The sequence below is a fragment of the Romboutsia sp. MSSM.1001216sp_RTP31141st1_G3_RTP31141_220114 genome (assembly GCF_039031195.1).
GTDB lineage: Bacteria > Bacillota > Clostridia > Peptostreptococcales > Peptostreptococcaceae > Romboutsia_C > Romboutsia_C hominis.
The window spans coordinates 81,374-107,235 of sequence record NZ_JBCIUO010000002.1 but is presented as its reverse complement, the minus strand read 5'-3'; the positions used below and the strand labels follow the sequence as shown (position 1 = coordinate 107,235).

The 25,862-nt window shown below is 28.9% G+C and carries 26 protein-coding genes; 24 read left to right on the top strand and 2 right to left on the bottom strand.

Going from position 1 to position 25,862, the window contains the following annotated elements:
- The first annotated feature begins 9 nt into the window (after nt 1-9).
- The 12 genes from fmt (at nt 10) to ABCP60_RS05960 (ending at nt 10,896) form a co-directional block, all read left to right on the top strand.
- Nucleotides 10-939, top strand: a complete 930-nt coding sequence (gene fmt / locus ABCP60_RS06015; protein ID WP_343101466.1) for a methionyl-tRNA formyltransferase — start codon at nt 10-12, stop codon at nt 937-939.
- A 9-nt stretch (nt 940-948) separates the two neighbouring features.
- Nucleotides 949-1,701, top strand: a complete 753-nt coding sequence (locus ABCP60_RS06010) for a DUF116 domain-containing protein (RefSeq protein ID WP_166505872.1) — start codon at nt 949-951, stop codon at nt 1,699-1,701.
- A gap of 34 nt (nt 1,702-1,735) precedes the next feature.
- Nucleotides 1,736-2,440 (top strand): zinc metallopeptidase, encoded by a 705-nt coding sequence (locus tag ABCP60_RS06005; RefSeq protein WP_195581362.1) that lies wholly within the window; start codon nt 1,736-1,738, stop codon nt 2,438-2,440.
- Between the two features lie 56 nt (nt 2,441-2,496).
- Entirely contained in the window at nt 2,497-3,822 is a 1,326-nt protein-coding gene (gene rsmB, locus ABCP60_RS06000; RefSeq protein ID WP_092924334.1) for a 16S rRNA (cytosine(967)-C(5))-methyltransferase RsmB, read from the top strand.
- A gap of 9 nt (nt 3,823-3,831) precedes the next feature.
- Nucleotides 3,832-4,863 carry a 23S rRNA (adenine(2503)-C(2))-methyltransferase RlmN gene (gene rlmN, locus ABCP60_RS05995; RefSeq protein WP_092924337.1) on the top strand — a complete coding sequence of 344 codons (1,032 nt, stop codon included), beginning with the start codon at nt 3,832-3,834 and terminating at the stop codon, nt 4,861-4,863.
- Nucleotides 4,864-4,881: 18 nt separating this feature from the next.
- Nucleotides 4,882-5,631, top strand: coding sequence for a Stp1/IreP family PP2C-type Ser/Thr phosphatase (locus tag ABCP60_RS05990; protein ID WP_195237244.1), 750 nt, complete (start codon nt 4,882-4,884; stop codon nt 5,629-5,631).
- Between the two features lie 12 nt (nt 5,632-5,643).
- Nucleotides 5,644-7,551: a Stk1 family PASTA domain-containing Ser/Thr kinase gene (pknB, locus tag ABCP60_RS05985; protein WP_166505869.1), complete on the top strand. Its 1,908-nt coding sequence runs from the start codon at nt 5,644-5,646 to the stop codon at nt 7,549-7,551.
- Nucleotides 7,552-7,719: 168 nt separating this feature from the next.
- The gene (gene rsgA / locus ABCP60_RS05980; protein WP_343101465.1) at nt 7,720-8,604 is read left to right on the top strand and encodes a ribosome small subunit-dependent GTPase A; all 885 of its coding nucleotides are present in this window, start codon (nt 7,720-7,722) and stop codon (nt 8,602-8,604) included.
- A 1-nt stretch (nt 8,605) separates the two neighbouring features.
- Nucleotides 8,606-9,262 (top strand): ribulose-phosphate 3-epimerase, encoded by a 657-nt coding sequence (gene rpe / locus ABCP60_RS05975; RefSeq protein WP_166505868.1) that lies wholly within the window; start codon nt 8,606-8,608, stop codon nt 9,260-9,262.
- 9 nt (nt 9,263-9,271) lie between these two features.
- Nucleotides 9,272-9,916 carry a thiamine diphosphokinase gene (locus ABCP60_RS05970; protein ID WP_343101464.1) on the top strand — a complete coding sequence of 215 codons (645 nt, stop codon included), beginning with the start codon at nt 9,272-9,274 and terminating at the stop codon, nt 9,914-9,916.
- Between the two features lie 162 nt (nt 9,917-10,078).
- Complete coding sequence (locus ABCP60_RS05965) at nt 10,079-10,606, top strand: flavodoxin domain-containing protein (protein WP_343101463.1); 528 nt, start codon at nt 10,079-10,081, stop codon at nt 10,604-10,606.
- Between the two features lie 140 nt (nt 10,607-10,746).
- Nucleotides 10,747-10,896 (top strand): 2-oxoglutarate translocator, encoded by a 150-nt coding sequence (locus tag ABCP60_RS05960; RefSeq protein WP_092924358.1) that lies wholly within the window; start codon nt 10,747-10,749, stop codon nt 10,894-10,896.
- A 217-nt stretch (nt 10,897-11,113) separates the two neighbouring features.
- On the opposite strand, the gene rpmB is transcribed toward ABCP60_RS05960, so the two are convergent.
- The gene (gene rpmB, locus ABCP60_RS05955; protein WP_092924361.1) at nt 11,114-11,302 is read right to left on the bottom strand and encodes a 50S ribosomal protein L28; all 189 of its coding nucleotides are present in this window, start codon (nt 11,300-11,302) and stop codon (nt 11,114-11,116) included.
- A gap of 311 nt (nt 11,303-11,613) precedes the next feature.
- On the opposite strand from rpmB, the gene ABCP60_RS05950 reads away from it, so the two are divergent.
- The 6 genes from ABCP60_RS05950 to ABCP60_RS05925 all read left to right on the top strand — a co-directional run bounded on the left by ABCP60_RS05950 (nt 11,614) and on the right by ABCP60_RS05925 (nt 17,395).
- Nucleotides 11,614-11,964, top strand: a complete 351-nt coding sequence (locus ABCP60_RS05950; RefSeq protein WP_092924364.1) for an Asp23/Gls24 family envelope stress response protein — start codon at nt 11,614-11,616, stop codon at nt 11,962-11,964.
- A gap of 14 nt (nt 11,965-11,978) precedes the next feature.
- A complete protein-coding gene (locus ABCP60_RS05945) occupies nt 11,979-13,601 on the top strand; it encodes a DAK2 domain-containing protein (RefSeq protein WP_092924367.1) in 1,623 nt (540 codons plus the stop codon).
- 69 nt (nt 13,602-13,670) lie between these two features.
- Nucleotides 13,671-15,728 carry an ATP-dependent DNA helicase RecG gene (gene recG, locus ABCP60_RS05940; RefSeq protein ID WP_166505865.1) on the top strand — a complete coding sequence of 686 codons (2,058 nt, stop codon included), beginning with the start codon at nt 13,671-13,673 and terminating at the stop codon, nt 15,726-15,728.
- A 40-nt stretch (nt 15,729-15,768) separates the two neighbouring features.
- Nucleotides 15,769-16,320: a 16S rRNA (guanine(966)-N(2))-methyltransferase RsmD gene (rsmD, locus tag ABCP60_RS05935; protein WP_092924373.1), complete on the top strand. Its 552-nt coding sequence runs from the start codon at nt 15,769-15,771 to the stop codon at nt 16,318-16,320.
- Between the two features lie 50 nt (nt 16,321-16,370).
- Entirely contained in the window at nt 16,371-16,868 is a 498-nt protein-coding gene (gene coaD / locus ABCP60_RS05930; protein WP_166505864.1) for a pantetheine-phosphate adenylyltransferase, read from the top strand.
- A 2-nt stretch (nt 16,869-16,870) separates the two neighbouring features.
- Complete coding sequence (locus ABCP60_RS05925) at nt 16,871-17,395, top strand: hypothetical protein (protein ID WP_092924379.1); 525 nt, start codon at nt 16,871-16,873, stop codon at nt 17,393-17,395.
- A gap of 26 nt (nt 17,396-17,421) precedes the next feature.
- On the opposite strand, the gene ABCP60_RS05920 is transcribed toward ABCP60_RS05925, so the two are convergent.
- Nucleotides 17,422-18,621, bottom strand: coding sequence for a sporulation integral membrane protein YlbJ (locus ABCP60_RS05920; protein WP_343101462.1), 1,200 nt, complete (start codon nt 18,619-18,621; stop codon nt 17,422-17,424).
- Between the two features lie 102 nt (nt 18,622-18,723).
- Here ABCP60_RS05920 and ABCP60_RS05915 point away from each other — a divergent pair, with 102 nt between their 5' ends.
- From ABCP60_RS05915 to ABCP60_RS05890, 6 genes are all read left to right on the top strand, one after another.
- Nucleotides 18,724-19,440 (top strand): FadR/GntR family transcriptional regulator, encoded by a 717-nt coding sequence (locus tag ABCP60_RS05915; RefSeq protein WP_092924385.1) that lies wholly within the window; start codon nt 18,724-18,726, stop codon nt 19,438-19,440.
- 128 nt (nt 19,441-19,568) lie between these two features.
- Nucleotides 19,569-21,122, top strand: coding sequence for an L-lactate permease (locus tag ABCP60_RS05910; RefSeq protein ID WP_092924388.1), 1,554 nt, complete (start codon nt 19,569-19,571; stop codon nt 21,120-21,122).
- Between the two features lie 18 nt (nt 21,123-21,140).
- The gene (larA, locus tag ABCP60_RS05905; protein WP_343101461.1) at nt 21,141-22,415 is read left to right on the top strand and encodes a nickel-dependent lactate racemase; all 1,275 of its coding nucleotides are present in this window, start codon (nt 21,141-21,143) and stop codon (nt 22,413-22,415) included.
- Between the two features lie 16 nt (nt 22,416-22,431).
- Nucleotides 22,432-23,220 carry an electron transfer flavoprotein subunit beta/FixA family protein gene (locus tag ABCP60_RS05900; protein WP_092924391.1) on the top strand — a complete coding sequence of 263 codons (789 nt, stop codon included), beginning with the start codon at nt 22,432-22,434 and terminating at the stop codon, nt 23,218-23,220.
- A gap of 12 nt (nt 23,221-23,232) precedes the next feature.
- Complete coding sequence (locus ABCP60_RS05895) at nt 23,233-24,444, top strand: FAD-binding protein (protein ID WP_343101460.1); 1,212 nt, start codon at nt 23,233-23,235, stop codon at nt 24,442-24,444.
- An 11-nt stretch (nt 24,445-24,455) separates the two neighbouring features.
- Nucleotides 24,456-25,847: an FAD-binding oxidoreductase gene (locus ABCP60_RS05890; RefSeq protein ID WP_092924396.1), complete on the top strand. Its 1,392-nt coding sequence runs from the start codon at nt 24,456-24,458 to the stop codon at nt 25,845-25,847.
- Nucleotides 25,848-25,862 lie beyond the last annotated feature (15 nt).

Sequence of the window (25,862 nt, the reverse complement as noted above, 5' to 3'; positions counted from 1 at the left end):
GATGATTAAATGAGGATAGTATTTATGGGTACACCTGAGATTGCTCTTGGGTGTTTACAAAAAATAATAGATGAAAAACATGAAGTAATAGGTGTGGTAACTCAACCAGATAAACCTCAAAATAGAGGTAAAAAGCTTGGAATGCCTCCTGTTAAAGAGCTTGCACTTAAATATGATATACCAGTATATCAACCATTAAAGGCAAGAGATGAAGAGTTTGTAAATGTATTAAAGGAATTAAATCCAGATGTAATAGTAGTTGTAGCTTATGGACAAATACTTCCTAAATCTATATTAGATATTCCTAAGTTTGGTTGTATAAATGTCCATGTTTCTTTACTTCCAAAATATAGAGGAGCGGCACCTATAAACTGGGTAATAATAAATGGTGAAGAAAAAACAGGAGTTACTACTATGTATATGGATGAAGGTCTAGATACTGGAGATATGATACTACAAAAAGAATTTGCATTAGATAATGAAATAACAGCAGGAGAGCTTCATGATAAGATGATGGTTGTTGGAGCAGAAACTTTAAAAGAAACTTTAGACTTAATTGAAAAAGGGTGTGCACCGAGAACTAAGCAAAATCATGATGAGTTTAGTTATGCACCTATGATGGATAAGTCTTTAGGAAATATAGATTTTAATAAAAGTGCAAAAGATATACATAATCTTGTAAGAGGGGTTAATCCATGGCCAAGTGCATATACAACTTATGATGGAAAGACTATGAAAGTATGGAAGACGAAAGTGCTAAATGAGGAAAGTCAAAAAGCACCTGGAACTATATTAAGAGTTGATAAAGATGGTATAAAAGTAAGCACTTTAGATAAAGTAATATTACTTGAAGAAATACAAATGCCAGGAAAGAAAAGAGTTTTAGTTTCTGAATATATAAAAGGAAACAGTATAGATAGTTCAAAAATATTAGGCTAGGTAAATAAAATGGTAGAATCAAAAAAGTATATGACGGCCATAGGTATATTATTAGTAATTCTTTTGACTATAGGTTTACTTGTTAACTTTTTTATATCTACTTTAGCAGGTGTATTTGCTATAATAACAGATATACTAATATTATTAGCGTCAATAGTAATAATATTTTCTATAGTAGTTACAAATAATATTATAAGGGATAAAGATGTAGACTCATCTTTAATGAAGGTTAACTTTAAAATTGTATCATTTTTATTTCCTATAATAACTATTATTGCAGAATTTGTTAATATACCCAAAAATGAAATAAGAAAGGTATATATAAAATTAAACAATAAATATATATATAGTAATAGTTATAACTTAAAGCCAGAAGAAATATTAATATTAATACCTCATTGTGTTCAAAGAAATAGCTGCAAGTTAAAAGTTACTAACAAAATAGAAAACTGTGCAACTTGTGGTTTGTGTAATATAGGAGATTTAGTAAAATTAAAAGAAAAAACAAATGTAAATATATTTGTAGCTACAGGGGGAACACTAGCCAGAAAAATAATAATGGATAACAGACCAAAAGCTGTTATAGCAGTAGCTTGTGAAAGGGACTTAACAGCTGGAGTACAAGATATGAGACATGTACCCGTTTTAGGTGTATTTAATAAAAGACCTAATGGACCTTGTGTAGATACTAATATAGATATAAATGAAGTTGAAGAAGCTATAAAGTTTTTTACAGAGAGAATATATAGCTTATCTTTATAAGAATCTATATTAAATTAAGATAGGAGTGTTTTATATGTTTTATCCATATGGATATGGGTATGGTTTTTTTGACCCTACAATTATGATATTAATTCCAGCGATACTTTTTACTATTTATGCTCAATTTAAAGTAAGTAGTACTACTAGTAAGTATCTAAGAGTGAATTCAAGTAAAGGTTATACTGGAGAACAAGTAGCAAGAACAATATTAAATTCTAATGGATTAAATAACGTATCTATAGAAATGGTTACAGGGCATTTAACTGACCATTATGATCCAAGAAGTAATACTGTTAGATTATCGCAAGATATATATTACGGAACATCTATAACATCTATATCAGTTGCGGCACATGAATGTGGCCATGCAATACAGCATGCTAAAGGATATGTACCACTTAATTTTAGAAGTGCTTTAGTTCCTATAGTTAATTTTTCATCTAATATATCTTGGTTATTAATTGCTTTAGGATTTATAATGAGGGGACCATTTTTAGAAATAGGAATAATACTATTTGCAGCATCAGTCTTATTCCAGATAGTAACATTACCAGTTGAATTTAATGCATCAAGTAGAGCTATAGTTCAGCTTAATAATCTAGGAATAGTAGACAAAAGAGAATCTAATCAAAGTAGAAAGGTTCTTACAGCAGCAGCATTAACTTATGTAGCTGCAGCATTAACTTCAGTTTTACAACTACTTAGATTATTAGCAATAGCAAACAGAGATAATGATTAAAGGAGATTGTCCTAGGGTTTCTAGGACTTTTTCTGTTTAAATTAAGGAGAAATAGCATGAAGGCAAGAGAAATAGCATATAAGGTACTTTTAGATATTGAGGAGAATAATAATTATTCTAATACATCAATAAATAAACATTTTAAGAAAATTGAAATGACTAATCAAGATAGAGGTCTTGCTACAGAATTAATATATGGTGTAATAGAAAATCAATATTATTTAGATTATATAATAAATAAACTTTCTAAGATAAAGACACAAAAGATGTCAACTTGTGTTAAAATATTGCTAAGATTAGGTGTATATCAGATAGCATTTTTAGATAGTATATCTGATTATGCAGCTGTTAATGAGACCGTAAATTTAGTCAAAAAATATGATAAAAGATCATCAGGATTTGTAAATGCAATACTTAGAAATATAATAAGAAAAAAAGAAGAGATTTTAAAAGTAGATATAGATGATAACATAATGTATTTATCTACTAAATACTCTTATAGTCCATGGATGATAAAAAATTGGATTAAAAACTTTGGAGAAGAATTCACAAAAGATTTATTAGATTCTAATAATGAAAAGCCAAATTTATACTTAAGAGTTAACACTTTAAAAATTAACAGAGATGAACTTATAGAAAAGCTAAATAATATAGGTGTAAAAGCTTATAAAGTAAACCTTATAGAAGAAGCTATAAGAGTGGAAAACTTTAAAAATATAGAAAATAATGAATTGTTTAAAGAAGGATTATTTACAGTTCAAGATATAAGTTCAATGTTAGTTGGAAAAGTAGTTAATCCTAAAAAAAATTCATTAGTACTTGATATGTGTAGTGCACCAGGTGGAAAAACTACTCATTTAGCGACTCTTATGAATAATACTGGAGAAGTTTTGGCCAGAGATATATTTGAACATAAATTAAAACTTATAACATCAACAGTAAATAGATTAGGTCTTAAAAATGTAGTTGTAGAAAAATTTGACTCATCTAAAGTAGATGAAAAAAGTATAAATAAATTTGACTATGTATTGGCAGATGTACCATGTTCAGGACTTGGAATAATAAAAAGAAAACCAGAAATAAAATATAAAACAAAGGCAGAACTAAAAGATTTACCTTTAATACAAAAAACTATATTAGAAAATGCATCTAAGTATGTTAAGAAAGATGGAATACTTGTATATAGTACTTGTACTATAGAAGATACTGAGAATATAAATATAATAAATGAGTTTATAAAGACTAACAATGATTTTGAATTAGTACCTATAGATGAAGTGAATGTAGACTTAGATAACCAAGATAAAGGATATTTAAAGATATATCCTAACATACATGGAATGGATGGTTTCTTTATAGCAAAATTAAGAAAAGTAAGGTAGTGATAAAATATGAATCAAGATAAAGTTGCATTAAAAAACTTTACAGAAGAAGAGCTAAAAGAGTTTATGAAAACTATAGGAGAAAAAGCTTTTAGAGGAAGTCAAGTTTACTCTTGGATATACAAGGGTGCTAAGACTTTTGATGATATGAATAATATTCCAAAAAGTTTAAGAGAAAAATTAGCTGAAGTATCCTATATAGGAAATATAGAAATCGAATTGAAATTAGAATCAAAGATTGATAAAACTAAAAAGTATTTATTTTTATTAAACGATGGTAATATAATAGAAACTGTAATGATGGATTACGATGATAGAGTTACAGTTTGTATATCAAATCAAGTAGGATGTAGAATGGGATGTAAGTTTTGTGCATCTACTATAGATGGGCTTTTAAGAAATTTAGAGCCTTGGGAAATCTTAGATCAAATACTAAAAATACAAGAAGATACAGGTAAAAGAGTATCAAACCTTGTTTTAATGGGAAGTGGTGAACCACTAGATAACTTTGAAAATACTAAGAAGTTTTTAGAAATAGTAAATGATAAAAATGGTTTAAATATAGGTTATAGACATATAACTTTATCAACTTGTGGTATAGCACCAAAAATGAGAGAACTTGCAGATTTAGAGATACCTATAAACCTTGCTTTATCACTTCACTCTCCATATGATGAAAAAAGAAAAGAAATTATGCCAATAGCAAATGCATATCCTATAAAGGAGATACTAGATGCTTGCAAGTATTATATAAAAAAGACAAATAGAAGGGTTACCCTAGAGTACTCTCTTATAAAAGGTGTAAATGATTCGCCAAATGAAGCAAATGAACTAATAAAGTTACTAAAGGGCATGTTATGTCATGTTAACTTAATACCTATAAACAATGTAGAAGAAAGAGACTTTAAACGTCCAGATAAGTCTCATATATACAAGTTTAAAGATATATTAGAAAAAAATAATATACCAGCTACAGTTAGAATATCTATGGGCTCTGATATTGGTGGAGCTTGTGGACAATTAAGAAGAAAGCATAAGTAGCTTTAGGGGGGAAGTCTAATGATTTATAGTTGTGACTCAGACATAGGCCTAGTTAGGAAAAATAACGAAGATTATTGTATGGGTGAAATTATAAAAACGGATTCTGCTGATATAGGCATATTTGCCCTAGCAGATGGAATGGGTGGACATAAAAAAGGAGAAGTTGCAAGTAAGCTAGCAGTAGATAATATAATGTTTTTCTTAAAGGAAAACTTATTACAAAATAATAACATCAAAATAGACTATATAGATGATATAATAAAACAAGCTTATAATGAAGTGAACTCCATAATATATAAAAAGTCTATAAGTGGTGAAGAATATTCAGGCATGGGGACTACTTTAACAACGGCTATACTATATAAAAATAAGTTATATGTAGCTAATGTTGGAGATAGTAGATGTTATTTATTAAGTAAAAATGAATTTAAAAAAGTTACAATGGATCATTCTGTAGTTGAAGAGCTAATAAAGGCAAACATCATAACAGAGGAAGAAGCAAAAAATCATCCTAGAAGAAATCATATAACAAGAGCTATGGGAAGTGAAGAAATAGTTATTGTCGATATATTTAAGCATGAAATAGATAGAGGAGATAAAATTCTTTTATGTAGTGATGGTTTAACAGGATTTGTTGATAATGAAAGTATTGAAGAGATTATGATGAAAGACATTGAAGTCAAAGAGATAAGTGATGAGTTAATAAATAAAGCAAACAGCATGTCTGGAAGGGACAATATATCTGTTATAGTAATAGAGGATAAATAGGATGGTGATAAAGTGGGAGAGACTGTTTTAGGTAATAGATATGAAATTATTAGAAAAATTGGCGATGGAGGAATGGCTTTTGTATATGAAGCTAAAGATAGACTTTTAAACAGAACTGTAGCTGTAAAAGTTTTAAGACCTGAATTTGTTGATGATGAGGAGTTCTTAGGAAAATTTAAAAGAGAAGCAGAAGCTGTAGCTAGTTTATCGCACCCTAATATAGTAAATGTATATGATGTAGGAGAAGATGGAAAAGTTCATTACATAGTAATGGAATTTATAGATGGGCAAAATTTAAAAGAAATAATAAAAAATGAAGGTGTTTTAGATGAATATACTGCACTTGATATAACTAAACAAATAGCTATGGCTCTTAGTGCAGCACATAGAAAAGGTATTATTCATAGAGATATAAAACCTCACAATATACTTATATCAAATGAAGGCAGAATAGTTAAAGTAGCAGACTTTGGTATAGCTAAGGCTGTATCTAATTCTACTATGACAAACATTGGAAGTATAATAGGTTCTGTACATTATTTTTCACCAGAACAAGCTAAAGGTAAATTTGTAACTAGTAATGCAGATCTTTATTCTTTAGGAATAGTATTATATGAAATGTTAATAGGTAAGGTACCATTTAGGGGAGATAGTCCTATATCAATAGCACTTCAGCATATAAATGATAATTTAGATTTCACTCAAGAGGAGAAAGTTAGAATTCCTCAAAGTGTAAGAACTATTATAAAAAAGCTAACAGAAAAATCTAGTGCTGATAGGTATCAAAGTGCAGAAGAATTGATAGAAGATATTGAGTACATAGAAAAGAATATAGATTTAGATTTTATAAAAGAATATGATAACTATGCTACTCAAAAGATAGAAGATAGGGAATTAAGAAACTCTATGGTTAATGTTGATGATAATCAAGAAGAAGCATATGATGATGAATATGATGATTATGAAGACGAAGACGAGTATGAAGACCCTAAGCAAAACAGAAATGAAAAAAAGAAATCTAAGAATTCAAATAGAAGAAAAAAAGAAGTAAAAGAAGATAGCCCTTTAATGAAAAAAATACTTGTAGTTGCAGCAGTAATATTGATAATAATATTAGGTGCTCAAGTTTATCTAGCAGGCAAATATTTATTAGGATCTAATAGCAATCAAACAGGAGTGGAGACAGTGATTACTCCTGATGTTAAAAATATGAGCTTAGATGAAGCTCAAAGAAAGCTAGATGATTTAGGCTTAAATGTAACAATAAAAGAAGAATATGATACAAATGTAGAAGCTAACCATGTAATATCTCAAATGCCGGAAGCTGGAAAACAAGTAAAAGAAGGAGATTCTGTAACTATCGTTTTAAGTAAAGGTAAAAAACAAGCTCAGGTTCCAAATGTAGTTGGACTTAGCTTAATAGAAGCAGAGAGTGTACTAAGAGAAAATAATTTAGTTTTAGGCAATGTTAAGCAAGAGTTTAGCGAAAGCTTTAAAGAAGGAAATATAATTAGACAGACACCTCAATCAGGTACATCTATTTCAGGGAATGGAGAAGCAGTTGATGTAGTGGTAAGTAAGGGACCTAAGCCAGTAGCACCACCTGAAGAAAATAAAAAAGAGGAAAGTGATAATACACAAACTCCTCCAGTAGTTACACCAGACGAAAATCAAAACACTAAACCAGAGACAGGTAATGGTTCAAATAATTCTGGAAATAGTCAAGGTAACTCAGGGGAATCAGGTAATACTACTCCAGAAAAACCAGGGGATAATGCTGGTGGTAATACTGGAGGAAACACAGGTGGAAATTCACCTAGTGGAGAAAATTCAAACAATGGAGGAAGTAATCCTTCTCAAGGTGGAGGAAATAACACTGGTACTGAAGGAAGTGGAAATACTACACAATCACAAGAATAAATTAGTTAAACAAAAAAGTCCAACTTAATAAGTTGGGCTTTTATTTTAATAAATATTAATGATATTTTAAGTAATAAAAAATAAATATAGGTTAATTGTTAACTTATTATGATATTATATAAAAATAGGAAAGAATAATTATGCTAGAAAAATTAGAGGAGGAAATAGATGTTAGATGGAAAAATTGTAAAAGGAATAGGGGGATTTTATTACATAGACACTGAAAATGGGATATATGAATGTAAAGCTAGAGGAATATTTAGAAAGCAAAAGATAACACCTTTAGTTGGGGATAGAGTAAAAATAAATATAGTAGATGAAGAGGATAAAAAGGGTGTAATAGAGGAAATAGACAAAAGAGATACAGAACTTATAAGACCACCTATAGCAAACGTAGACAAAGCACTTATAGTATTTGCTATAAAAAATCCTAAGCCTAATTTATCGTTATTAGATAGATTTATAGTATTGGCTGAAAAGGAAAACCTAGATATAGTCATAGTTTTAACTAAAGTAGATTTAGATGAAGATGGAGATTTAGTAGAAGAATTAAAAAATATATATGAAATAAGTGGATATAAAGTAATACCAGTTAGCAATAAAACTAAATTAAATATAGATAAGATAAAAGAAGAATTAAATGGAAATGTAGTAGTATTCGCAGGTCCATCTGGGGTAGGTAAGTCAAGTCTATTAAATGAAATAGATAAAAACTTTGAGTTACAAACTGGTGAAGTAAGTGATAAAATAAAAAGAGGTAAGCATACAACAAGACATGCAGAACTTTTAAAACTAGAGTGTGGAGGAATGGTAGCAGATACAGCTGGATTTAGTTCTCTAACTCTTGATGATATAGAAGAAAGTGAACTTAAAGAATATTTTATAGAATTTGATGAGTTTGATGACTGTAGATTTGGTTTTAGATGTATACATGAAAATGAACCAAGTTGTGCAGTTAAAGAAGCTGTTAGTGAAGGAAAAATATCTAAAAAAAGATATGATAGCTATATACAATTATTAAATGAAATAAGACAAGGGAAGAGGAGATATTAAAATGATTAAATTAGCACCGTCAATATTATCAGCAGATTTTGCAAGACTATTAGAAGATGTAAAAAAAGTAGAAAGTGCAGGATGTGAATACCTTCATATCGATGTTATGGATGGACATTTTGTTCCAAATATAACTTTAGGGCCAGGTCTTGTTAAGTCCCTTAGAAAAGATGTAAATATGGTATTTGATGCACATCTAATGATAGAAAATCCAGATAATTATATAAAGGATTTTGTAGATGCAGGTTGTGATTTAATAGTTGTTCATCAAGAAGCATGTAAACACTTACACAGAACTATACAAAATATAAAATCGTACAATGTAAAAGCTGGAGTTGCACTAAACCCAGCAACACCAATAGAAACTATAAAACATGTAATAGAAGATGTAGATATGGTACTTATAATGACTGTCAATCCAGGATTTGGTGGGCAATCATTTATAGAGGGTATGATACCTAAAATAGAAGAATTAAAAAAACTAATAGATGATAGAAATTTAAATATAGACATACAAGTTGATGGAGGAATAAAGCCTACCAATGTAGATAAAGTTGTTAAGGCTGGGGCTAATATAATAGTTGCGGGTTCTGCAATATTTAATAGTGATGATATAGTAAAAACAGTAAATTTATTTAGAGAAAATGCTAGTTTATAGGTATAAAAATTGAAAAAAGCTTGCATTATACTAAATGGAAAATCAGAGAACTACAATAATATTAAAGAAATATTAGCCAAAAATAAGTATAACTATATAATATGTGCAGATGGAGGAGCAAATCATATCTACAACATGGATATAGTTCCAGATTATATAATAGGGGATTTAGATTCTGTAGATAGTAGTATAGTCAATTATTATAAGAACCTAAATGTAAAGTTTGAAAGGTTTCCTTCGAAAAAAAATGAAACAGATACGGAGTTGTGTATTTATCTAGCTAAAAATCTTAAAGTAAAGGAAATTGATTTTTATTTTGCTTTGGGAGGAAGAATAGATCATACTATTGCAAATATAAACTTATTGTACTTTGTAAAAAGTATAGGAATGATACCTACTATAATAAGTGAAAAAGAGATAATACAGATAGCTATAAATGAAGAAATAGAAATTAAAGGAAATATAGGAGATACTGTATCAGTAATACCTTTAAGTGGTGATGCAAAAGGAGTTACCCTTACTAATTTTGAATATCCTTTAGAGGAATATGATATGAAGTTTTATCTGCCATTAGGAATATCTAATGTAATGTTAGAAAATAAATGTAGAGTAAAAGTAAATGAAGGTAGTGTACTTGTTATTAGAAATATATAAAAGATGACGAAAGTCATCTTTTTTGTGTAATAATACTAAATTAATATTATTTATGAGCTAAAAAATATAAATCTATATAAACTTAAAATATTTAAATTGTATAAAAGGATTATAAAACACATAAGTCAAATATAGTAATAATTATAATTTTGGAGGGGTTTTATGGATAATAAGGTAGCGGTTATATATAAATCTAAATATGGAAGTACTAAAAAATATTCTGGATGGATAGCAATGAGGCTAAATGCCGATTTATATGAAGTTAGTGATATTAGAAATAAGGATTTAAAAGAATATAACACTATAATATATGGTGGAGGAATATATGCAAGCAAAATAAATGGAATAAGTTTTATAGAGAAAAACCTTCATAATATAAAAGATAAAAGAGTAATAATATTTACTGTAGGTATGGAGTCAATTTCTGAAGAATTAAGAAAAAATCTAATAGATAAAAATTTTAGTGATGAAATAGCAAGTAATATAACTTTAGTTAATTTTAGAGGTTTAATATTCTATAATGAATTAAGTATAAAAGACAAAATCCTTATGAAGGGATTAAAGACATATATAGATAAAAAAGATTTTAGAGATCTTACAGAAGATGATAAATTGATTTTAGATAGTTTTAATAAACAAATAGATATGTGTGATAAAAAAAGTATAGATAAATTGATAGAACTTTTGTAAAAGATGTATTTTGAAATACGTCTTTTTATTTTGAAAAAATTTATTAATAAAAAGTGGGACAGGTCTAAATATGGACTATTTTGCATAAATTTAATATATACATAAGTTTAAATAGTAAAATAACTCAAGGAGGTGTTTTAATGAAAAATAGCTCTAAGGTGTTATTGGGAATGTTATGTTTGTCAACAGGAGGAGCAGTACTTTTATCTATGATGCTTCCGGGGTGGATTTGGACATTACTTACAGCAGTTATTTTAATTGGATGTGGAGTTTTACTATTTTTTTATTGATACTTGAATATGCTTTATAAGTAAGCCAAATAAATAATATTATTGGGGGAATGTTAAATGAAAATGGTAACAATAAAAATGCCTAAATGGATAGCTGGAATTATATTAAAGTTTATGAAGGGGAGTAAGAAAAAGTAATTACTATAATCATTAGATGAAATTATAAAAATACATATAAAATAAAAAAGCCTACTAATTAGTAGGCTTTAAAGAACAATTAAGCTCTTTCTATTTTTCCAGAACGTAAACATCTAGTACAAACTTTAACTCTCTTAGGAGTTCCATCTATTATAGCTCTAACGCTTCTTAAGTTAGCTGACCATGTTCTTCTGTTATGTCTATTTGAGTGTGATACTTGGTTTCCAGAAACCTTTCCTTTACCACATACGCTACATACCTTTGCCATTTACGTACACCTCCTTAAAATGATAACTATTTAAAGACTAAAAACATATTTATATTAACATAAATATTAAAAACGTGCAATAGAAATATATATTTGCTTAACAAATATTGAACAATGTCTTGTTATCATATAAAATTATATATATAATTTTGTATAAAGTAAATATTTAAAATAAAATATTTACTATTACAAAATAATTACGTAGGTTTAAATTATATCATATTTATAGTATTATAGGATATATAAATTTTTATAATAATATAAATAAAATATTTATTCCAAATAAAAATATGAACCTAAGGGGGTAAATCATGAGCGTAAAAGTAAGTAATCAATATGGAAATATAGAAATAGATAAACATGTTATAGCACAAATTGCATACAGAGCTGCTATGGAAAGTTATGGATTAGTAGGTCTAGCATATAAAACTAAGGGTATAGTAGAACTATTAAAAGGTGAGAACGTATTAAAAGGTGTTTTAGTACAAGAATTAGAAGATAACACTATAGCTATAGAATTATATGTTATACTACAATACGGAACTAATATATCTACTGTTGCAAATAACATAATAGATAGAGTAAAATATACAGTTGAGAACACAACGGCTATAAAAGTAAGTAAAATAGATATCAATGTTCAAGGAATTAGAGTTAAGTAATTAGGAGGAAGAAAATGATTCAATATATAGATGGTAAATTATTAAGAGATATGTTTGTGTCAGGTGCAAATAATCTTCAAAATAATAAAGATTTAGTTGATAAACTAAATGTGTTTCCAGTTCCAGATGGAGATACAGGAACAAACATGTCTCTTACTATATCTTATGCAATGAAAGAATTGTCTAAGGTAGAGGGGGATAATATAACTGAAATAGGTAAAGCTCTATCTAAAGGTTCTTTAATGGGAGCTAGAGGAAATTCAGGTGTTATACTATCTCAAATAATAAGAGGATTTGCAAAATCAATAGAAGGAAAAGAAAAGATATCTACATCAGATTTAGCAGATGCATTTAAGAATGGTTCAGATACAGCTTATAAGGCTGTTATAAAGCCTATAGAAGGGACTATACTTACAGTAGTAAGAGAGAGTGGAGAATATGCACTTTCAGCTTGTAAGAAAGAAAAAGATTTAGTAGCATTCTTAGAAATGGTTATAAAGGAAGCTAATAATTCATTAAATAGAACACCAGAATTATTAAAAGCACTAAAAGAAGCTGGAGTTGTAGACTCTGGAGGTAAAGGTCTAGTACTAATATATGAAGGGATGTTAGAAGCTCTAAAAGGAAATTCTATAGAGGCTTTAGAAAAATCATCTACTACTACGACACAATCATCAGCTCAAGCACAGATAAATACGGATGATATAAAGTTTGCTTATTGCACAGAATTTATATTAGAAAGTGACAAAGTAAGCGATTTACAAATAAGAGATATGATGATGAAGTATGGAGATAGTTTAGCAGTAGTTGGAGATGACGGTGTAATAAAAGTGCACGTTCATACTAATGATCCAGGACTAGTATTACAAGATGCTTTAAAATATGGACAATTAATAACTATAAAAATAGAGAACATGAAAGTACAACATGAAAACATATTGCTTGATACAAAAGATGAAACAGCATCAGCAGTAGAAGAAAAAGAATATGGATTCATAGCAACTTCTATGGGTGAAGGACTAGCTCAAATTTTTAAAGATTTTGGTGTTGATTACATAATAGAGGGTGGACAAACAATGAACCCTAGCACAGAAGACTTTATGAAAGCTATAGAAGAAATTCATGCTAAAAATATATTTATATTCCCAAATAACAGCAATATAATAATGGCTGCTAATCAAGCAAAAGAATTAAGTGAAAAAAATATAATAGTAATTCCTACTAAAAATACTCCTCAAGGATTTACAGCATTAGTAAACTTCAATGCAGACTTATCTGTAGAAGAAAATGAAGAAGCTATGATGGAGTCTTTAGGACTAGTTAAATCAGGTCAAGTTACATTTGCAGTTAGAGATACTGTTATGAATGATATAGAAGTTAAAGAAGGTAATATAATAGGTATAGCAGAAGGAAAATTACAATCTGCTGGAGATGGTGTTGATGAAATAACAACTAAGCTTATAGAAAATATAGTAGATGAAGATAGTGCTATAATAACTTTATTCTATGGTGAAGATGTAAAAGAAGAAGATGCAAACAAACTTCGTGACGAGTTAGAAGAAAAGTTTGAAGACATAGATGTAGAATTATATTACGGAGGTCAACCTCTTTATTACTACTTAATTTCAGTTGAATAATATTTAAAAAATCCTGTAAAATCCTACTTAGTAAGGATTGTACAGGATTTTTATCTAATAGGTGATAATATGGATTTAAATAAAGATATACAGTATGTAAAAGGGATAGGACCTAAAAGAGCTCAAAAACTCAATAAATTAAATATATTTACGCTAAAAGATCTATTATATTATTTTCCTAGACAATTTGAAGATAGAAATAATATAAAAAAGATTGCTCAACTAGAAAATGAAGATAGAGCTACTATAAAAGCTATTATAGTAGGAAGCCATACGTCATCTCCTAGAAAAGGTCTTAATATAACTAAGCTAGACGTAAGAGATGAAACAGGGTATGCAAAATTAGTATTTTTTAATCAAGAATATATAAAAAATGCATTTAAAGTTGGAGATACTATATTAGTATTTGGTAAAGTTAAAAAAGAATTTAAAAATGTAGAATTAACTTCTTGTGAAGTGGAGCACCTTAGCAACTCACCAAAATCTACATGTAAAATAATACCTGTATATCCTTTAACTTATGGAGTTACTAATAAAGAAGTAAGTAGCATAATAAAAGGAGTGCTTAATGATAAGGAAATAAACATAAAAGAGTATCTTCCAATTAATATATTAGAAAAATATAAGTTATGTAGCATAGATTACGCTGTTAGAAATATTCATAATCCAAGCAGTAAAGAAGCCTTAAAAATTGCTTTATATAGAATCGTATTTGAAGAATTTTTAATGCTACAGTTAGGATTATTTATGTTTAAAAATGGAGTAAGTGAAGTCGATGGTATAAAGTTTTTAGAAAATAAGAAACTAGAAGAAATAAGAAGTTCATTACCATTTAAATTAACGAAAGCTCAGGAGAGAGCATTAAATGAAATAATAGATGATATGAATTCAAATAGTGCTATGAATAGGCTAGTACAAGGTGATGTTGGATCAGGTAAAACAGTCGTAGCTCTTTTAGCATTATCACATTGTATTTTAAATGGATATCAAGGTGCATTAATGGCTCCTACTGAAATATTAGCTGAACAACATTATATTTCTCTTACAGAAACTTTAAAGCCTTTTGGAGTGAATGTAGAATTACTAGTTGGTAGTTTAACAAAGAAGAATAAAGAAAAAGTTTTAGAAAGAGTAAAAAATAAAGAAATAGATATATTAATAGGAACTCATGCACTAATTGAAGATAAAGTAGAATTTAATAATCTAGGGTTAGTAATAACAGATGAACAACATAGATTTGGAGTTAGGCAACGAAGCAAATTATCGGAAAAAGGAGAGAATCCAGATATATTAGTAATGACGGCAACTCCAATACCAAGAACATTAGCTCTTATACTTTATGGAGATTTGGATATATCTATAATAGATGAGCTTCCTCCAGGAAGGCAGCCAATTGAAACTATAGCAGTTGATAAAGGAAAAAGAGATAGAGCTTACAACTCATTAGTTAGAAAAGAAGTAGAAAAAGGAAGACAAGTTTATATAGTGTGCCCTCTAGTAGAAGAAAGTGAAGCTATAGAAGCTAAAGCAGCTACAGAACTAGTTGATGAGCTAAAGTCCGAATATTTTAGCGATCTTAGAGTAGGTCTTTTACATGGAAAGATGAAAGGCAGCGAAAAAGATTCTATAATGAAGAGTTTTAAAAATAAAGAAATAGATATATTAGTTTCAACAACAGTTATAGAGGTTGGAGTTAATGTTCCCAATGCAACACTTATGATAATAGAAAATGCAGAAAGATTTGGGTTAGCACAGCTTCATCAGTTAAGAGGTCGTGTAGGTAGAGGAAGTCATAAGTCTTATTGTATATTAATATACGCATCTAAATCAGAAGTTTGTAGACAACGAATGTCTATAATGGAAGAAACAAATGATGGATTTAAAATATCAGAAAAAGATTTAGAAATAAGAGGGCCTGGTGAATTTTTTGGAACAAGACAACATGGTTTACCAGAATTAAAGGTTGCAAATATATTTAAACACATGAAAATACTTAAACTTGCTCAACAAGAAGCTAGAATTATATTTTCTAAAGACTCTAAGTTAGATAATTATGAAAATAAAGGCTTAAAACGTGAAATTATGAATAAATTTGAGAATATAGTTAAAGAAATTTCGTTAAATTAATATAAAATTATGCTAAAATATACAATGAGGTGAAGGTACGTTGAGAGTAATATCAGGAAAAGTAAGAGGATTAAAGTTAAATACTCCTAAAAATGAAGATGTAAGACCAACAACAGATAGAGTTAAAGAATCATTATTTAATATGATAAATCCATATATGATGGAAAGTAACATATTAGACTTATTTGCTGGAACTGGTTCTTTAGGAATAGAGTGTTTATCTAGAGGTGCTTCAAAATGTACCTTTGTGGATGTAAGTAGAGAGAGTATAGCTTTGGTAAAATCCAATATAAAGAAAGCTAGATTTGAAAATGAAAGTGAAGTCTTAAACTTAGATTTCAAAGATGCTATAAGTAAGCTTAAAATAAAAAATAATAAATTTGATGTTATATTTATGGATCCTCCATATTATAAAGACATGTTTATTGATGCTCTTGAAAAAATAGACAATGCAAATATACTTAAAGAAGATGGTATAATTGTAGTCGAACATGATACTAAAGATAAATTCCCAGAAGAAATAGGCAGTTTAGAAAAAAGTAGAGACAAAAAGTATGGGAATACAACTTTAACATTTTATAAGTTAAAATAGAATATATAAAATCCTAATATCAATGTTAAAATGGAGGGCTAAGCAAAAAGATGAATAAAAAAATAAGAAAAGCTATATTTGCAGGAAGCTTTGATCCAATAACTAATGGACACTTAGATATAATATGTAGAGCTTCTAAAATATTTGATGAGTTGCAAATAGGGGTGCTTCATAATCCTAATAAAAAGGGAATGTTCACTTTTGAAGAAAGAGTAGAACTTATAGAAAAATGTACTAATCATCTTGATAATATAAAAATAGTAAGTTTTAATGGACTTTTAGTAAATTATTGTGAAGAACATGGTATAGATACTTTAGTAAGAGGAATTAGAAATGGTACTGATGTTGAGTATGAACTGCAAATGGCTCACATGAATAAAGAATTAAATCCTAATATTGAAACTGTAATATTAGCAACTAATCCAAAGTATTCATTTATAAGCTCCTCGTTAATAAAGGAAGTATTAAACTTTGATGCAGATATAAAAAACTTAGTTCCAGAAGTTGTATTAGAAGAACTTAAAAGAAAAACTAATAGGGGGAAGTAACTATGTATGTAGATTTAGAAATAATTGAATTGTTAGATGAATTAGAAAGTATGATAAATAATGCATCTTCAATACCTTTTTCTCAAAAGTCTGGTATAGATAAAAATGAAGTATTAGGTGTTATAGGTGAAATAAAATCATTAGTTCCAGAAGAAGTAAAGCAAGCAACATGGATTAATAAAGAAAGACACAAAATAATAAATGATGCAAAAATAGAAGCACAAGAATTAGTGGAACAAGCTAAAAAGGAAGCACAAAGAATACAAGATGAGTACAATGAAAAAGTAGAAGAGTTAAAGAAAAATTCTGATGAAATTTTAAATGCTTACTTAGAATCAAGTGAACCTATTCAAAAAGCAGAATTACAAGCTAAAGAAATGATAGCAAGAGCAGAAAGAATAGCAGGTGAAATAAGACTTGGATCTATAGAGTATGCTGATAATGTACTTTTAAGTTTAGAACATAATATAAAGGATTTACTAGAAGAAATATCAAGAGATAGATTAGAGTTAAATCCAGAACAATAATATAAAGGCTATAAAAAAAGAAAGTGTTAGCTTTCTTTTTTTATAGCGATCTTTTCTAGCCTTGAAAGAAGATTTAAAATATAAACTATAAATATTACTAAAAGTACTGTATTGTAATTAGACAAATAAAAATTAGATACACCACCATGGTAGATATAATTATAAGTGTTAGAGAAATTGGAAACAAGTGAAATTGATTCTATTAAAGGATATAGTAAAAATGTAAGAATCCCTGATATAATCCCATGAAAAAATTTACTTAATATGTATATAGGTACGCTAATATCTGTTTTTGATATAAAGGTACAACATTGGGCAAGTATAGAAATACCACTAAACCCTATTAAGAAACTAGCTAGAGAGGCTTTTAAAGCTTCTGAAACATTAGATACAGATGATATTTTATTACAACCTATAGTTATTTCAAATAAGCCACTTATAAGACCGTAACAAAGTTCTTTTGTAAATCCTAAAAGAGATAGAGGAATATATAAGATAAAAGCAATGACATCAACTATTTTAAATAATGTAAGTACCTTAAAAATCACTGAAAATACTATTACAAAACCGCCAATCATAAGTAATGTATTAACACCACTATTTACAGCATTTCCAAATAGAACAAAAAAGCCTTGACCATTAGAGAAACGAGTATTTATTGTATTTTTAATATTAGCTTTTAGGGATATAGATGAACTAGAAATAATATCTTTACCGTGACCTCTAAAAAACAATCCTATAGATATAGACCCTAAGTAATGGCAAATAATCATTAAATAACCAAGATTGGGATGTTTAAACATACCAGTTGCTACAGCACCTATTATAAATAGTGGCCCAGATGTAGAGCAAAAAGAAATTAGCCTTTGCCCTTCATCCTTAGAAATTTGAGAATTAAGCCTAAGTTCTGAGGCAAGTTTTGCACCTACAGGATAGCCAGAAACTGTTGATATAAGAAAGACTAAGGCACTTTTCCCAGAAACATTAAAGATAAACTTAGTAAAAGGGTTAATTATAAACCCAATTATATCAACGATTTTTAAATCAACAATCAAGTTTGCACCTATAATAAATGGAAGTAAAGAAGGTATTAGTATTGTGGTCCAAATTTCTATGCCTTCCTTAGCAGCCTCTAAGGAATCATTAGGAAAAATAATTATTCCAAGTATAATTAATAAAACGATACATATAGGAACAAAAAAACATATAATTTTTCTTTTCTTCATAAGCATCACCTAATAAAATATATAGTATAAGACAAGTATATTTAAGGAAGAAGATATATATGAGAAAAAATATATAAATAATATAAATTTAAGGGGGATATCATGTTTGTTAATATTTCAAATAAGAAAGTTTATGAACTTGTAATAGAACAAATACAAGATAAAATCTTAAATGGGGAATTAAAAAAAGGAGATAAGCTCCCATCGGAAAGAGAATTATCAGAGCAGATGAGTGTAAGTAGAACATCTATTAGGGAAGCAATAAGGGTATTAGAGACTATGGGGGTGGTTGAAAGCAAACAAGGCGATGGAAACTTTATATGTACTAATATAGAAAAGTCACTAATAGAACCTCTATCTATGGTATTTAAATTAAATGAAGGTACATGGCAAAATGTATTGGAACTAAGAGAAGTATTAGAATTACAAACCGTAAAAATAGCAGCAATAAAAGCAACAAAAGAAGACTGTAAAGAATTAAAAAATATAATAGGTGCAATGGGAAAAGAAAATAGTATGAAAAAATACAATAGTAAGAAAATAATCCAACTTGATCAAAGATTTCACAATAAAATAGCATCTATAAGTAAAAATTATCTTATAGAAAGTGTATTTATAACATCATCTAAACTATTTGAAAGGTTTATAGAAGATGCAAGAGAAAAAATTATAGAAAATTATAGAGATGAAGAACTATTATTTGAAAATCATAGAAGGATATATGAAGGAATAAGCAAAAATGATCCGATATTAGCTTATGAAGAGATGAAAAGACATATGGAAAATATAAGAGAAAGCTATATAAAAACTATTGGTTGAAAATTGTTAATTTTCAATCAATTATTGCGGTTTATAAATATCTCTTATATTATATAAAATATAAGTGGTAATACCACTGACCATCATTCAAGTTACCGACATAAAATAAAATATATAGGAGGTACTTGATGAACGAGTATGTATTATTTTTAATAGCTATAATACCGATAATATGGTTAATTGTATCCTTAGGGATAATGAAACTACCAGCACATAAAACCTGCTTTGCAACAGTTATATTAACATTTATTATAGCTATGGTATTTTGGAAAATGCCATTTGTAGATGCTATTACGGCATCTATAGAAGGAGTATTAGTTGCATTATGGCCAATTCTTTTAGTTATAGTTGCAGCGCTATTTACTTATAATTTAGCAGTTGAAACTAAAACTATGGATACTATGAAAAAAATGTTATCTAGTATTACAACAGATGACAGAATACAAGTGCTTATACTAGCTTGGGGATTTGGAGGTTTTTTAGAAGCTGTTGCAGGATACGGCACAGCAGTTGCAATACCAGCAAGTATATTAGCATCTTTAGGATTTAATCCCATATTTGCAGCTATAATATGTCTTATAGCTAATACAGTACCAACAGCTTTTGGAGCAATAGGCATACCTGTAAGTACATTAGCATCAGTGACGGGACTAGACGTAATGAGATTAAGTTATTTAACAGCAATTCAATTAGCACCATTCATAATAGTAATACCTTTTGTATTAGTAATTTTAACAAAGAAAAGCCTTAAAGCATTAAAAGGAGTATTTTTAATAACTTTAGCATCAGGGGTAGCATTTGCATTACCTCAAATATTTGTAGCAAAGTATCTAGGAGCTGAATTACCTGCTCTTATAGGAAGTTTATGTAGTATGCTAATTACAATTCTTATGGCAAAAGCAATGAATAAAAGAAAAGATATGTCAGAAGAAGAAAATAGAATAAAAGGAAGTGTAGCATTAAAAGTCAGTGTAAGTACAAAAGAGGGTATATTAGCTTGGCTTCCATACATATTACTATGTGTTTTAATTTTAGCAGCAAGTCCATTGTTCACATCTATAAATGAATTTTTAGCTAGATTTGCAAGTCAATTTAAAATATACACAGGAGAAGGAGCCGCAACAACTGAATTCATATGGATAAATACACCAGGTATTGTAATAATAGTTGCTACATTTATAGGTGGATTAATACAAAGAGTAAAAGTATCTACTATGATAAATGTATTTATAAGAACTGTAAAACAATTATCTAAATCTTTTATAACTATAACATCTATAGTTGCTATATCAAAACTTATGTCTTACAGCACAATGACAGCATCAATATCTTTTGGACTAAGCGCAATAACTGGATCATTTTATCCTGTAATATCACCACTTTTAGGCTCAATAGGTACATTTGTAACAGGTAGTGACACATCAGCAAATATATTGTTTGGAGGTTTACAATCTCAATCAGCTACATCTCTAGGCATAGACCCATATTGGATAGCAGCAGCAAATACTGCAGGGGCAACAGCAGGAAAAATGATATCACCTCAAAGTATAGCTATAGCAACATCTGCTACTGGGTTAATAGGAAAAGAAGGTAAAATTTTAAACTCAACTCTTAAATTTTGTTTAGGATATGTAGTAATATTAGGAGTATTAGTTTATTTTGGAAGTTATATACAGATATAAAAATATAAGGGGGAAAATATGCCTACTTTAAAAGTTCCATATTCTAAAGAGGGAATGATTTTAAATATTCCAGATGAAAATTTCGTAATGACACTTCAATCTAAAGCACATACATATAAAGTCAATAGAACTCAAGAAGAAATAGTAGAAAATTCATTAGACAATCCAATAGGCTCTAAGAAATTAGAAGAATTAGCAAAAGATAAAAAAAGTATCGTCATAATAACTAGTGACCACACAAGACCTGTACCAAGTAAAGTTACTATGCCAATAATCTTAAAAAGAATAAGAAAAGTAAATAAAGATGCAAGTATAAAAATATTAATTGCTACAGGGTTTCACAGAGAAAGTACAAAAGAAGAATTGATTTATAAAATGGGTGAGGAAATAGTAGAAAATGAAGAAATAATAATGCATATATCAACAGATGATTCTCAAATGGAAAAAATGGGAGTATTGCCATCTGGTGGAGATTTATATCTAAATAAACTAGTTAAAGAAGCAGATTTATTAATAGCAGAAGGTTTTATAGAACCTCACTTTTTTGCAGGTTTTTCTGGAGGTAGAAAAAGTATATTACCAGGTATAGCATCAGCAAAAACTATAATGTATAACCACTGTAGTGACTTTATAGATAGTGAAAATGCCAGAACTGGAACACTACAAAATAATCCTATTCACGAGGATATGGTATATGCAGCTAAAGTATCAAATCTCGCTTTTATACTAAATGTTGTAATAGACCAAGATAAAAAAGTTATAGCATCTTTTGCTGGAGATGTAGAAAAAGCACATAAAAAAGGATGTGAATTTGTAACAGAGTTATCTAAAGTTAAATCTCATAAAGCTGATATAGTTGTTAGTACTAATGGAGGGTATCCTCTTGATCAAAATATATATCAGTCTGTAAAAGGAATGACTGCAGCAGAAGCTACTTGCAATGAAGGTGGAGTAATAATTATGATATCTGCCTGCAATGATGGTCATGGAGGTCAATCTTTTTACGATAATATAGCAAATGCTAAATCACCAAAAGAAGTTTTAGAAAAAGTAAGAAAGGTAAGTAGGGGAGATACTGTACCTGACCAATGGGAGTTTCAAATATTAGCTAGAATACTTGAAAATTACACTGTAATAATGGTTACAGATAAGTGTGATAAAGATATTATAGAGAATATGCATATGAAGCATGCATCAAACTTTGAAGATGCTTTAAATATGGCATTTCATATAAAGGGAAGGGATTCAAAGGTTGTAGTTATTCCTGATGGAGTATCTGTAATAGTTAAATAGTTAAGGGGGATAAAGTATGGAAATTTTAACATGTATTAAGCAAGTTCCAGGAACTTCTGAAGTTGAAGTAGATGAAAAAACAGGTGTGCTTAAAAGAGATGGTGTAGATTCTAAAATGAATCCATATGATTTATACGCATTAGAGACAGCACTTAAAATAAAAGAAAAAAAAGGTGCGACTTTAAAAGTATTGACAATGGGACCACCACAAGCAAAACAAATTGTAGAAGAAAGTTTTATGATGGGAGTAGATGAGGGAGCTATACTTAGTGATAGAAAATTCGCAGGTGCTGATGTACTTGCAACTTCTTATACACTATCTCAAGGTATAAAAAAAGTAGGAAATCCAGATTTAATAATATGTGGAAAGCAAACTACTGATGGAGATACAGCTCAAGTTGGACCAGAAATAGCTGAATTTTTAAATATACCACATATTACAAATGTAACTAAAATAATAGAAATTAAAGATAAAAGTATAGTAGTTGAGTGTGATATGCCAAATACATTAGAAGAATGTGAAATAAATTATCCATGTTTAATAACTGTTGAAAAGGGCATATATGAACCGAGATTACCTTCTTTTAAATTAAAGCTAGATACTAAAAATAGAGAAATACCTATGTATAGTTTAAGTGACTTTGAAGATCAAGATGAAAACAATTATGGACTTAATGGTTCGCCAACCCAAGTATTAAGAATATTCCCTCCAACTTCTAATAATGAAAAAGAAGTTTTAAGAGGAAGTAGTGAAGAAATAAGTGAAAAGTTAGCAAATAAACTTAAGGAGTTAAAGTTAATATAAGGGGGGATTTATATGGCTAAAGTAGTAATAAATCAAGAGAAAATAGATAATATAGATGAAGTTTTAAAATTGTGTCCATTTAATGCCATAGAATTAATTGACCAAAAAATAGAAATAAATTCAGCTTGTAAAATGTGTAAGATTTGTGTTAAAAAGGGACCAAAAGGAGCTTTTGAATTTGTAGAAAATCTAAAAAAAGAGATAAACAAGGATGAATGGAAAGGAATAGCTGTATATGTAGACCACCATGAAGGAGATATACATCCTGTAACTTATGAACTTATAGGTAAGGCTCGTGAAATGGCTAAGAAAGTAAATCATCCAGTATATTGTGTATTTGTAGGTAAAGATATAAAAGATAAATGTGATAAATTAATATCTTATGGAGTAGATGAAGTATTTGTTTATGATAATCCAGAATTTGAACATTTTAGAATAGAGCCATACTCTAGAGCAGTTGAAGATTTTATAAATAATATAAAACCTACGATAATGTTAGTAGGGGGAACTACAATTGGAAGATCTTTAGCACCAAGACTTGCGGCTAGATTTAAAACGGGGCTTACGGCAGATTGTACAATACTTGATATTCAAGAAAATACAGATTTAGATCAAATAAGACCAGCATTTGGAGGAAATATAATGGCTCATATTCATACTCCAAATAATAGACCACAGTTTGCTACAGTAAGATATAAAATATTCTCAGCACCAGAAGAAGTTGAAAGTCCAAATGGAAAGATAACATTATGTAGTATTAGTAAGGAAAAATTAGTATCAAATATAAATGTATTAGATAGTAAACCTAAAACGAAAGAGGTAGGTCTTGAAGAAGCAGAAGTTATAGTAGTTGCAAGTAGGGCTATTAAAAAGCAAGATGATATGAATATGATATATAAATTAGCAGATAGACTAGGAGCACAAGTTGCAGGAACAAGACCATTAATAGAAGCTGGATGGATAGACTCAAGAAGACAAATAGGTCTTAGTGGAAGAACTGTAAAACCTAAACTTATAATTACGTGTGGGGTATCTGGGGCTGTTCAGTTTGTAGCAGGTATGCAAGGTTCTGATTACATAGTAGCAATAAATAAAGATGAAAAAGCACCGATATTTGATGTTGCTCATTTAGCATTAGTAGGTGATATATATGAGATTGTTCCTAAATTAATAGAAAAAATAGAACAAAAGCAATTAGAAGTGGCATTATCCGTAGAAGAATAGGGGGAATAGCTATGTATAAAAAAATAGATAATGATGATATTAGATTTTTAATAGATATTTGTGGAGAAGAAGAAGTCTTTGCAGGCGAAGATATAAGTGAAGATTTTTCACATGATGAATTAGGAGGAGTGGAAAAATATCCAGAAGTACTTGTTAATGTATATAATACAGAACAAGTATCTAAAATAATGAAATATGCCTATAAAAATAATATACCTGTAACACCAAGAGGACAAGGAACAGGGCTTGTTGGTGCTTCTGTAGCAATTCATGGTGGTATAATGATTAATTTAAGCAAAATGAATAAAATATTAGAATTAGATGAAGAAAATTTAACATTAACAGTAGAGCCAGGAGTGCTTTTGATGACTATAGGACAATATGTTCAAGAAAGAGATTTATTTTATCCGCCAGATCCAGGTGAAAAAAGTGCCACAATAGGTGGAAATATAAACACTAATGCAGGGGGAATGAGAGCTGTTAAATATGGAGTTACAAGAGACTATGTAAGAGGACTTGAAGTTGTACTTCCTAATGGTGATATTGTCAATATAGGAGGAAAAGTAGTAAAAAATAGTTCTGGATATAGTATAAAAGATTTGATTGTAGGTTCAGAAGGTACATTAGGAATAGTAACAAAGGCAATACTTAAACTTTTACCTCTTCCTAAAAAAGATATAAGTTTATTAATTCCTTTTAAAGACTTACCGACAGCAATAGAAACTGTACCTAAAATAATAAAATCAAAGTCAATACCAACAGCGATAGAATTTATGGAAAGAGATGTAATACTTGCAGCAGAAGAATTTTTAGGAAAGTCTTTCCCTGATAATACTTCAGATGCGTATCTACTATTAAAATTTGATGGAAATAGTAAAGAAGATATAGAAAAAGAATATGAAAAAGTTGCCCACTTATGCTTAAAAAATGGGGCATATGATGTATTTATATCTGATACACAGGAAAGAAATGAATCTATATGGTCAGCAAGAGGAGCATTTTTAGAAGCTATAAAAGCATCTACAACAGAAATGGACGAATGTGATGTTGTAGTACCTAGAGATAAAGTTGCTGATTTTATAAGATATACTCATGATTTACAAAAAGAATTAAATGTAAGAATAAAGAGTTTTGGGCATGCAGGAGACGGTAATCTTCACGTTTATACATTAAGAGATGGTATGGATGATGAAACTTGGAAGTTAAAATTAAAAGAAAGCTTTGATTGTATGTATGAAAAATCAAGAGAACTTAGAGGGCAAGTCTCAGGAGAACATGGAATAGGCTATGCTAAAAAAGAATATTTACATGAATCTCAAAGTGAGTCTTATATGGATCTTATAAAAAGTATAAAAACTGCTTTTGATCATAAAAATATATTAAATCCAAGTAAAATATACTAATTTAAACTAAATAAA

Excerpts from the sequence above, each read along its gene's own strand:
- fmt (WP_343101466.1), top strand. The coding sequence starts at position 10 with ATGAGGATAGTATTTATGGGTACACCTGAGATTGCTCTTGGGTGTTTA.
- ABCP60_RS06010 (WP_166505872.1), top strand. The coding sequence starts at position 949 with ATGGTAGAATCAAAAAAGTATATGACGGCCATAGGTATATTATTAGTA.
- ABCP60_RS06005 (WP_195581362.1), top strand. The coding sequence starts at position 1,736 with ATGTTTTATCCATATGGATATGGGTATGGTTTTTTTGACCCTACAATT.
- rsmB (WP_092924334.1), top strand. The coding sequence starts at position 2,497 with ATGAAGGCAAGAGAAATAGCATATAAGGTACTTTTAGATATTGAGGAG.
- rlmN (WP_092924337.1), top strand. The coding sequence starts at position 3,832 with ATGAATCAAGATAAAGTTGCATTAAAAAACTTTACAGAAGAAGAGCTA.
- ABCP60_RS05990 (WP_195237244.1), top strand. The coding sequence starts at position 4,882 with ATGATTTATAGTTGTGACTCAGACATAGGCCTAGTTAGGAAAAATAAC.
- rsgA (WP_343101465.1), top strand. The coding sequence starts at position 7,720 with ATGTTAGATGGAAAAATTGTAAAAGGAATAGGGGGATTTTATTACATA.
- rpe (WP_166505868.1), top strand. The coding sequence starts at position 8,606 with ATGATTAAATTAGCACCGTCAATATTATCAGCAGATTTTGCAAGACTA.
- ABCP60_RS05965 (WP_343101463.1), top strand. The coding sequence starts at position 10,079 with ATGGATAATAAGGTAGCGGTTATATATAAATCTAAATATGGAAGTACT.
- ABCP60_RS05960 (WP_092924358.1), top strand. The coding sequence starts at position 10,747 with ATGAAAAATAGCTCTAAGGTGTTATTGGGAATGTTATGTTTGTCAACA.
- rpmB (WP_092924361.1), bottom strand. The coding sequence starts at position 11,302 with ATGGCAAAGGTATGTAGCGTATGTGGTAAAGGAAAGGTTTCTGGAAAC.
- ABCP60_RS05950 (WP_092924364.1), top strand. The coding sequence starts at position 11,614 with ATGAGCGTAAAAGTAAGTAATCAATATGGAAATATAGAAATAGATAAA.
- ABCP60_RS05945 (WP_092924367.1), top strand. The coding sequence starts at position 11,979 with ATGATTCAATATATAGATGGTAAATTATTAAGAGATATGTTTGTGTCA.
- recG (WP_166505865.1), top strand. The coding sequence starts at position 13,671 with ATGGATTTAAATAAAGATATACAGTATGTAAAAGGGATAGGACCTAAA.
- coaD (WP_166505864.1), top strand. The coding sequence starts at position 16,371 with ATGAATAAAAAAATAAGAAAAGCTATATTTGCAGGAAGCTTTGATCCA.
- ABCP60_RS05925 (WP_092924379.1), top strand. The coding sequence starts at position 16,871 with ATGTATGTAGATTTAGAAATAATTGAATTGTTAGATGAATTAGAAAGT.
- ABCP60_RS05920 (WP_343101462.1), bottom strand. The coding sequence starts at position 18,621 with ATGAAGAAAAGAAAAATTATATGTTTTTTTGTTCCTATATGTATCGTT.
- ABCP60_RS05915 (WP_092924385.1), top strand. The coding sequence starts at position 18,724 with ATGTTTGTTAATATTTCAAATAAGAAAGTTTATGAACTTGTAATAGAA.
- ABCP60_RS05910 (WP_092924388.1), top strand. The coding sequence starts at position 19,569 with ATGAACGAGTATGTATTATTTTTAATAGCTATAATACCGATAATATGG.
- larA (WP_343101461.1), top strand. The coding sequence starts at position 21,141 with ATGCCTACTTTAAAAGTTCCATATTCTAAAGAGGGAATGATTTTAAAT.
- ABCP60_RS05900 (WP_092924391.1), top strand. The coding sequence starts at position 22,432 with ATGGAAATTTTAACATGTATTAAGCAAGTTCCAGGAACTTCTGAAGTT.
- ABCP60_RS05895 (WP_343101460.1), top strand. The coding sequence starts at position 23,233 with ATGGCTAAAGTAGTAATAAATCAAGAGAAAATAGATAATATAGATGAA.
- ABCP60_RS05890 (WP_092924396.1), top strand. The coding sequence starts at position 24,456 with ATGTATAAAAAAATAGATAATGATGATATTAGATTTTTAATAGATATT.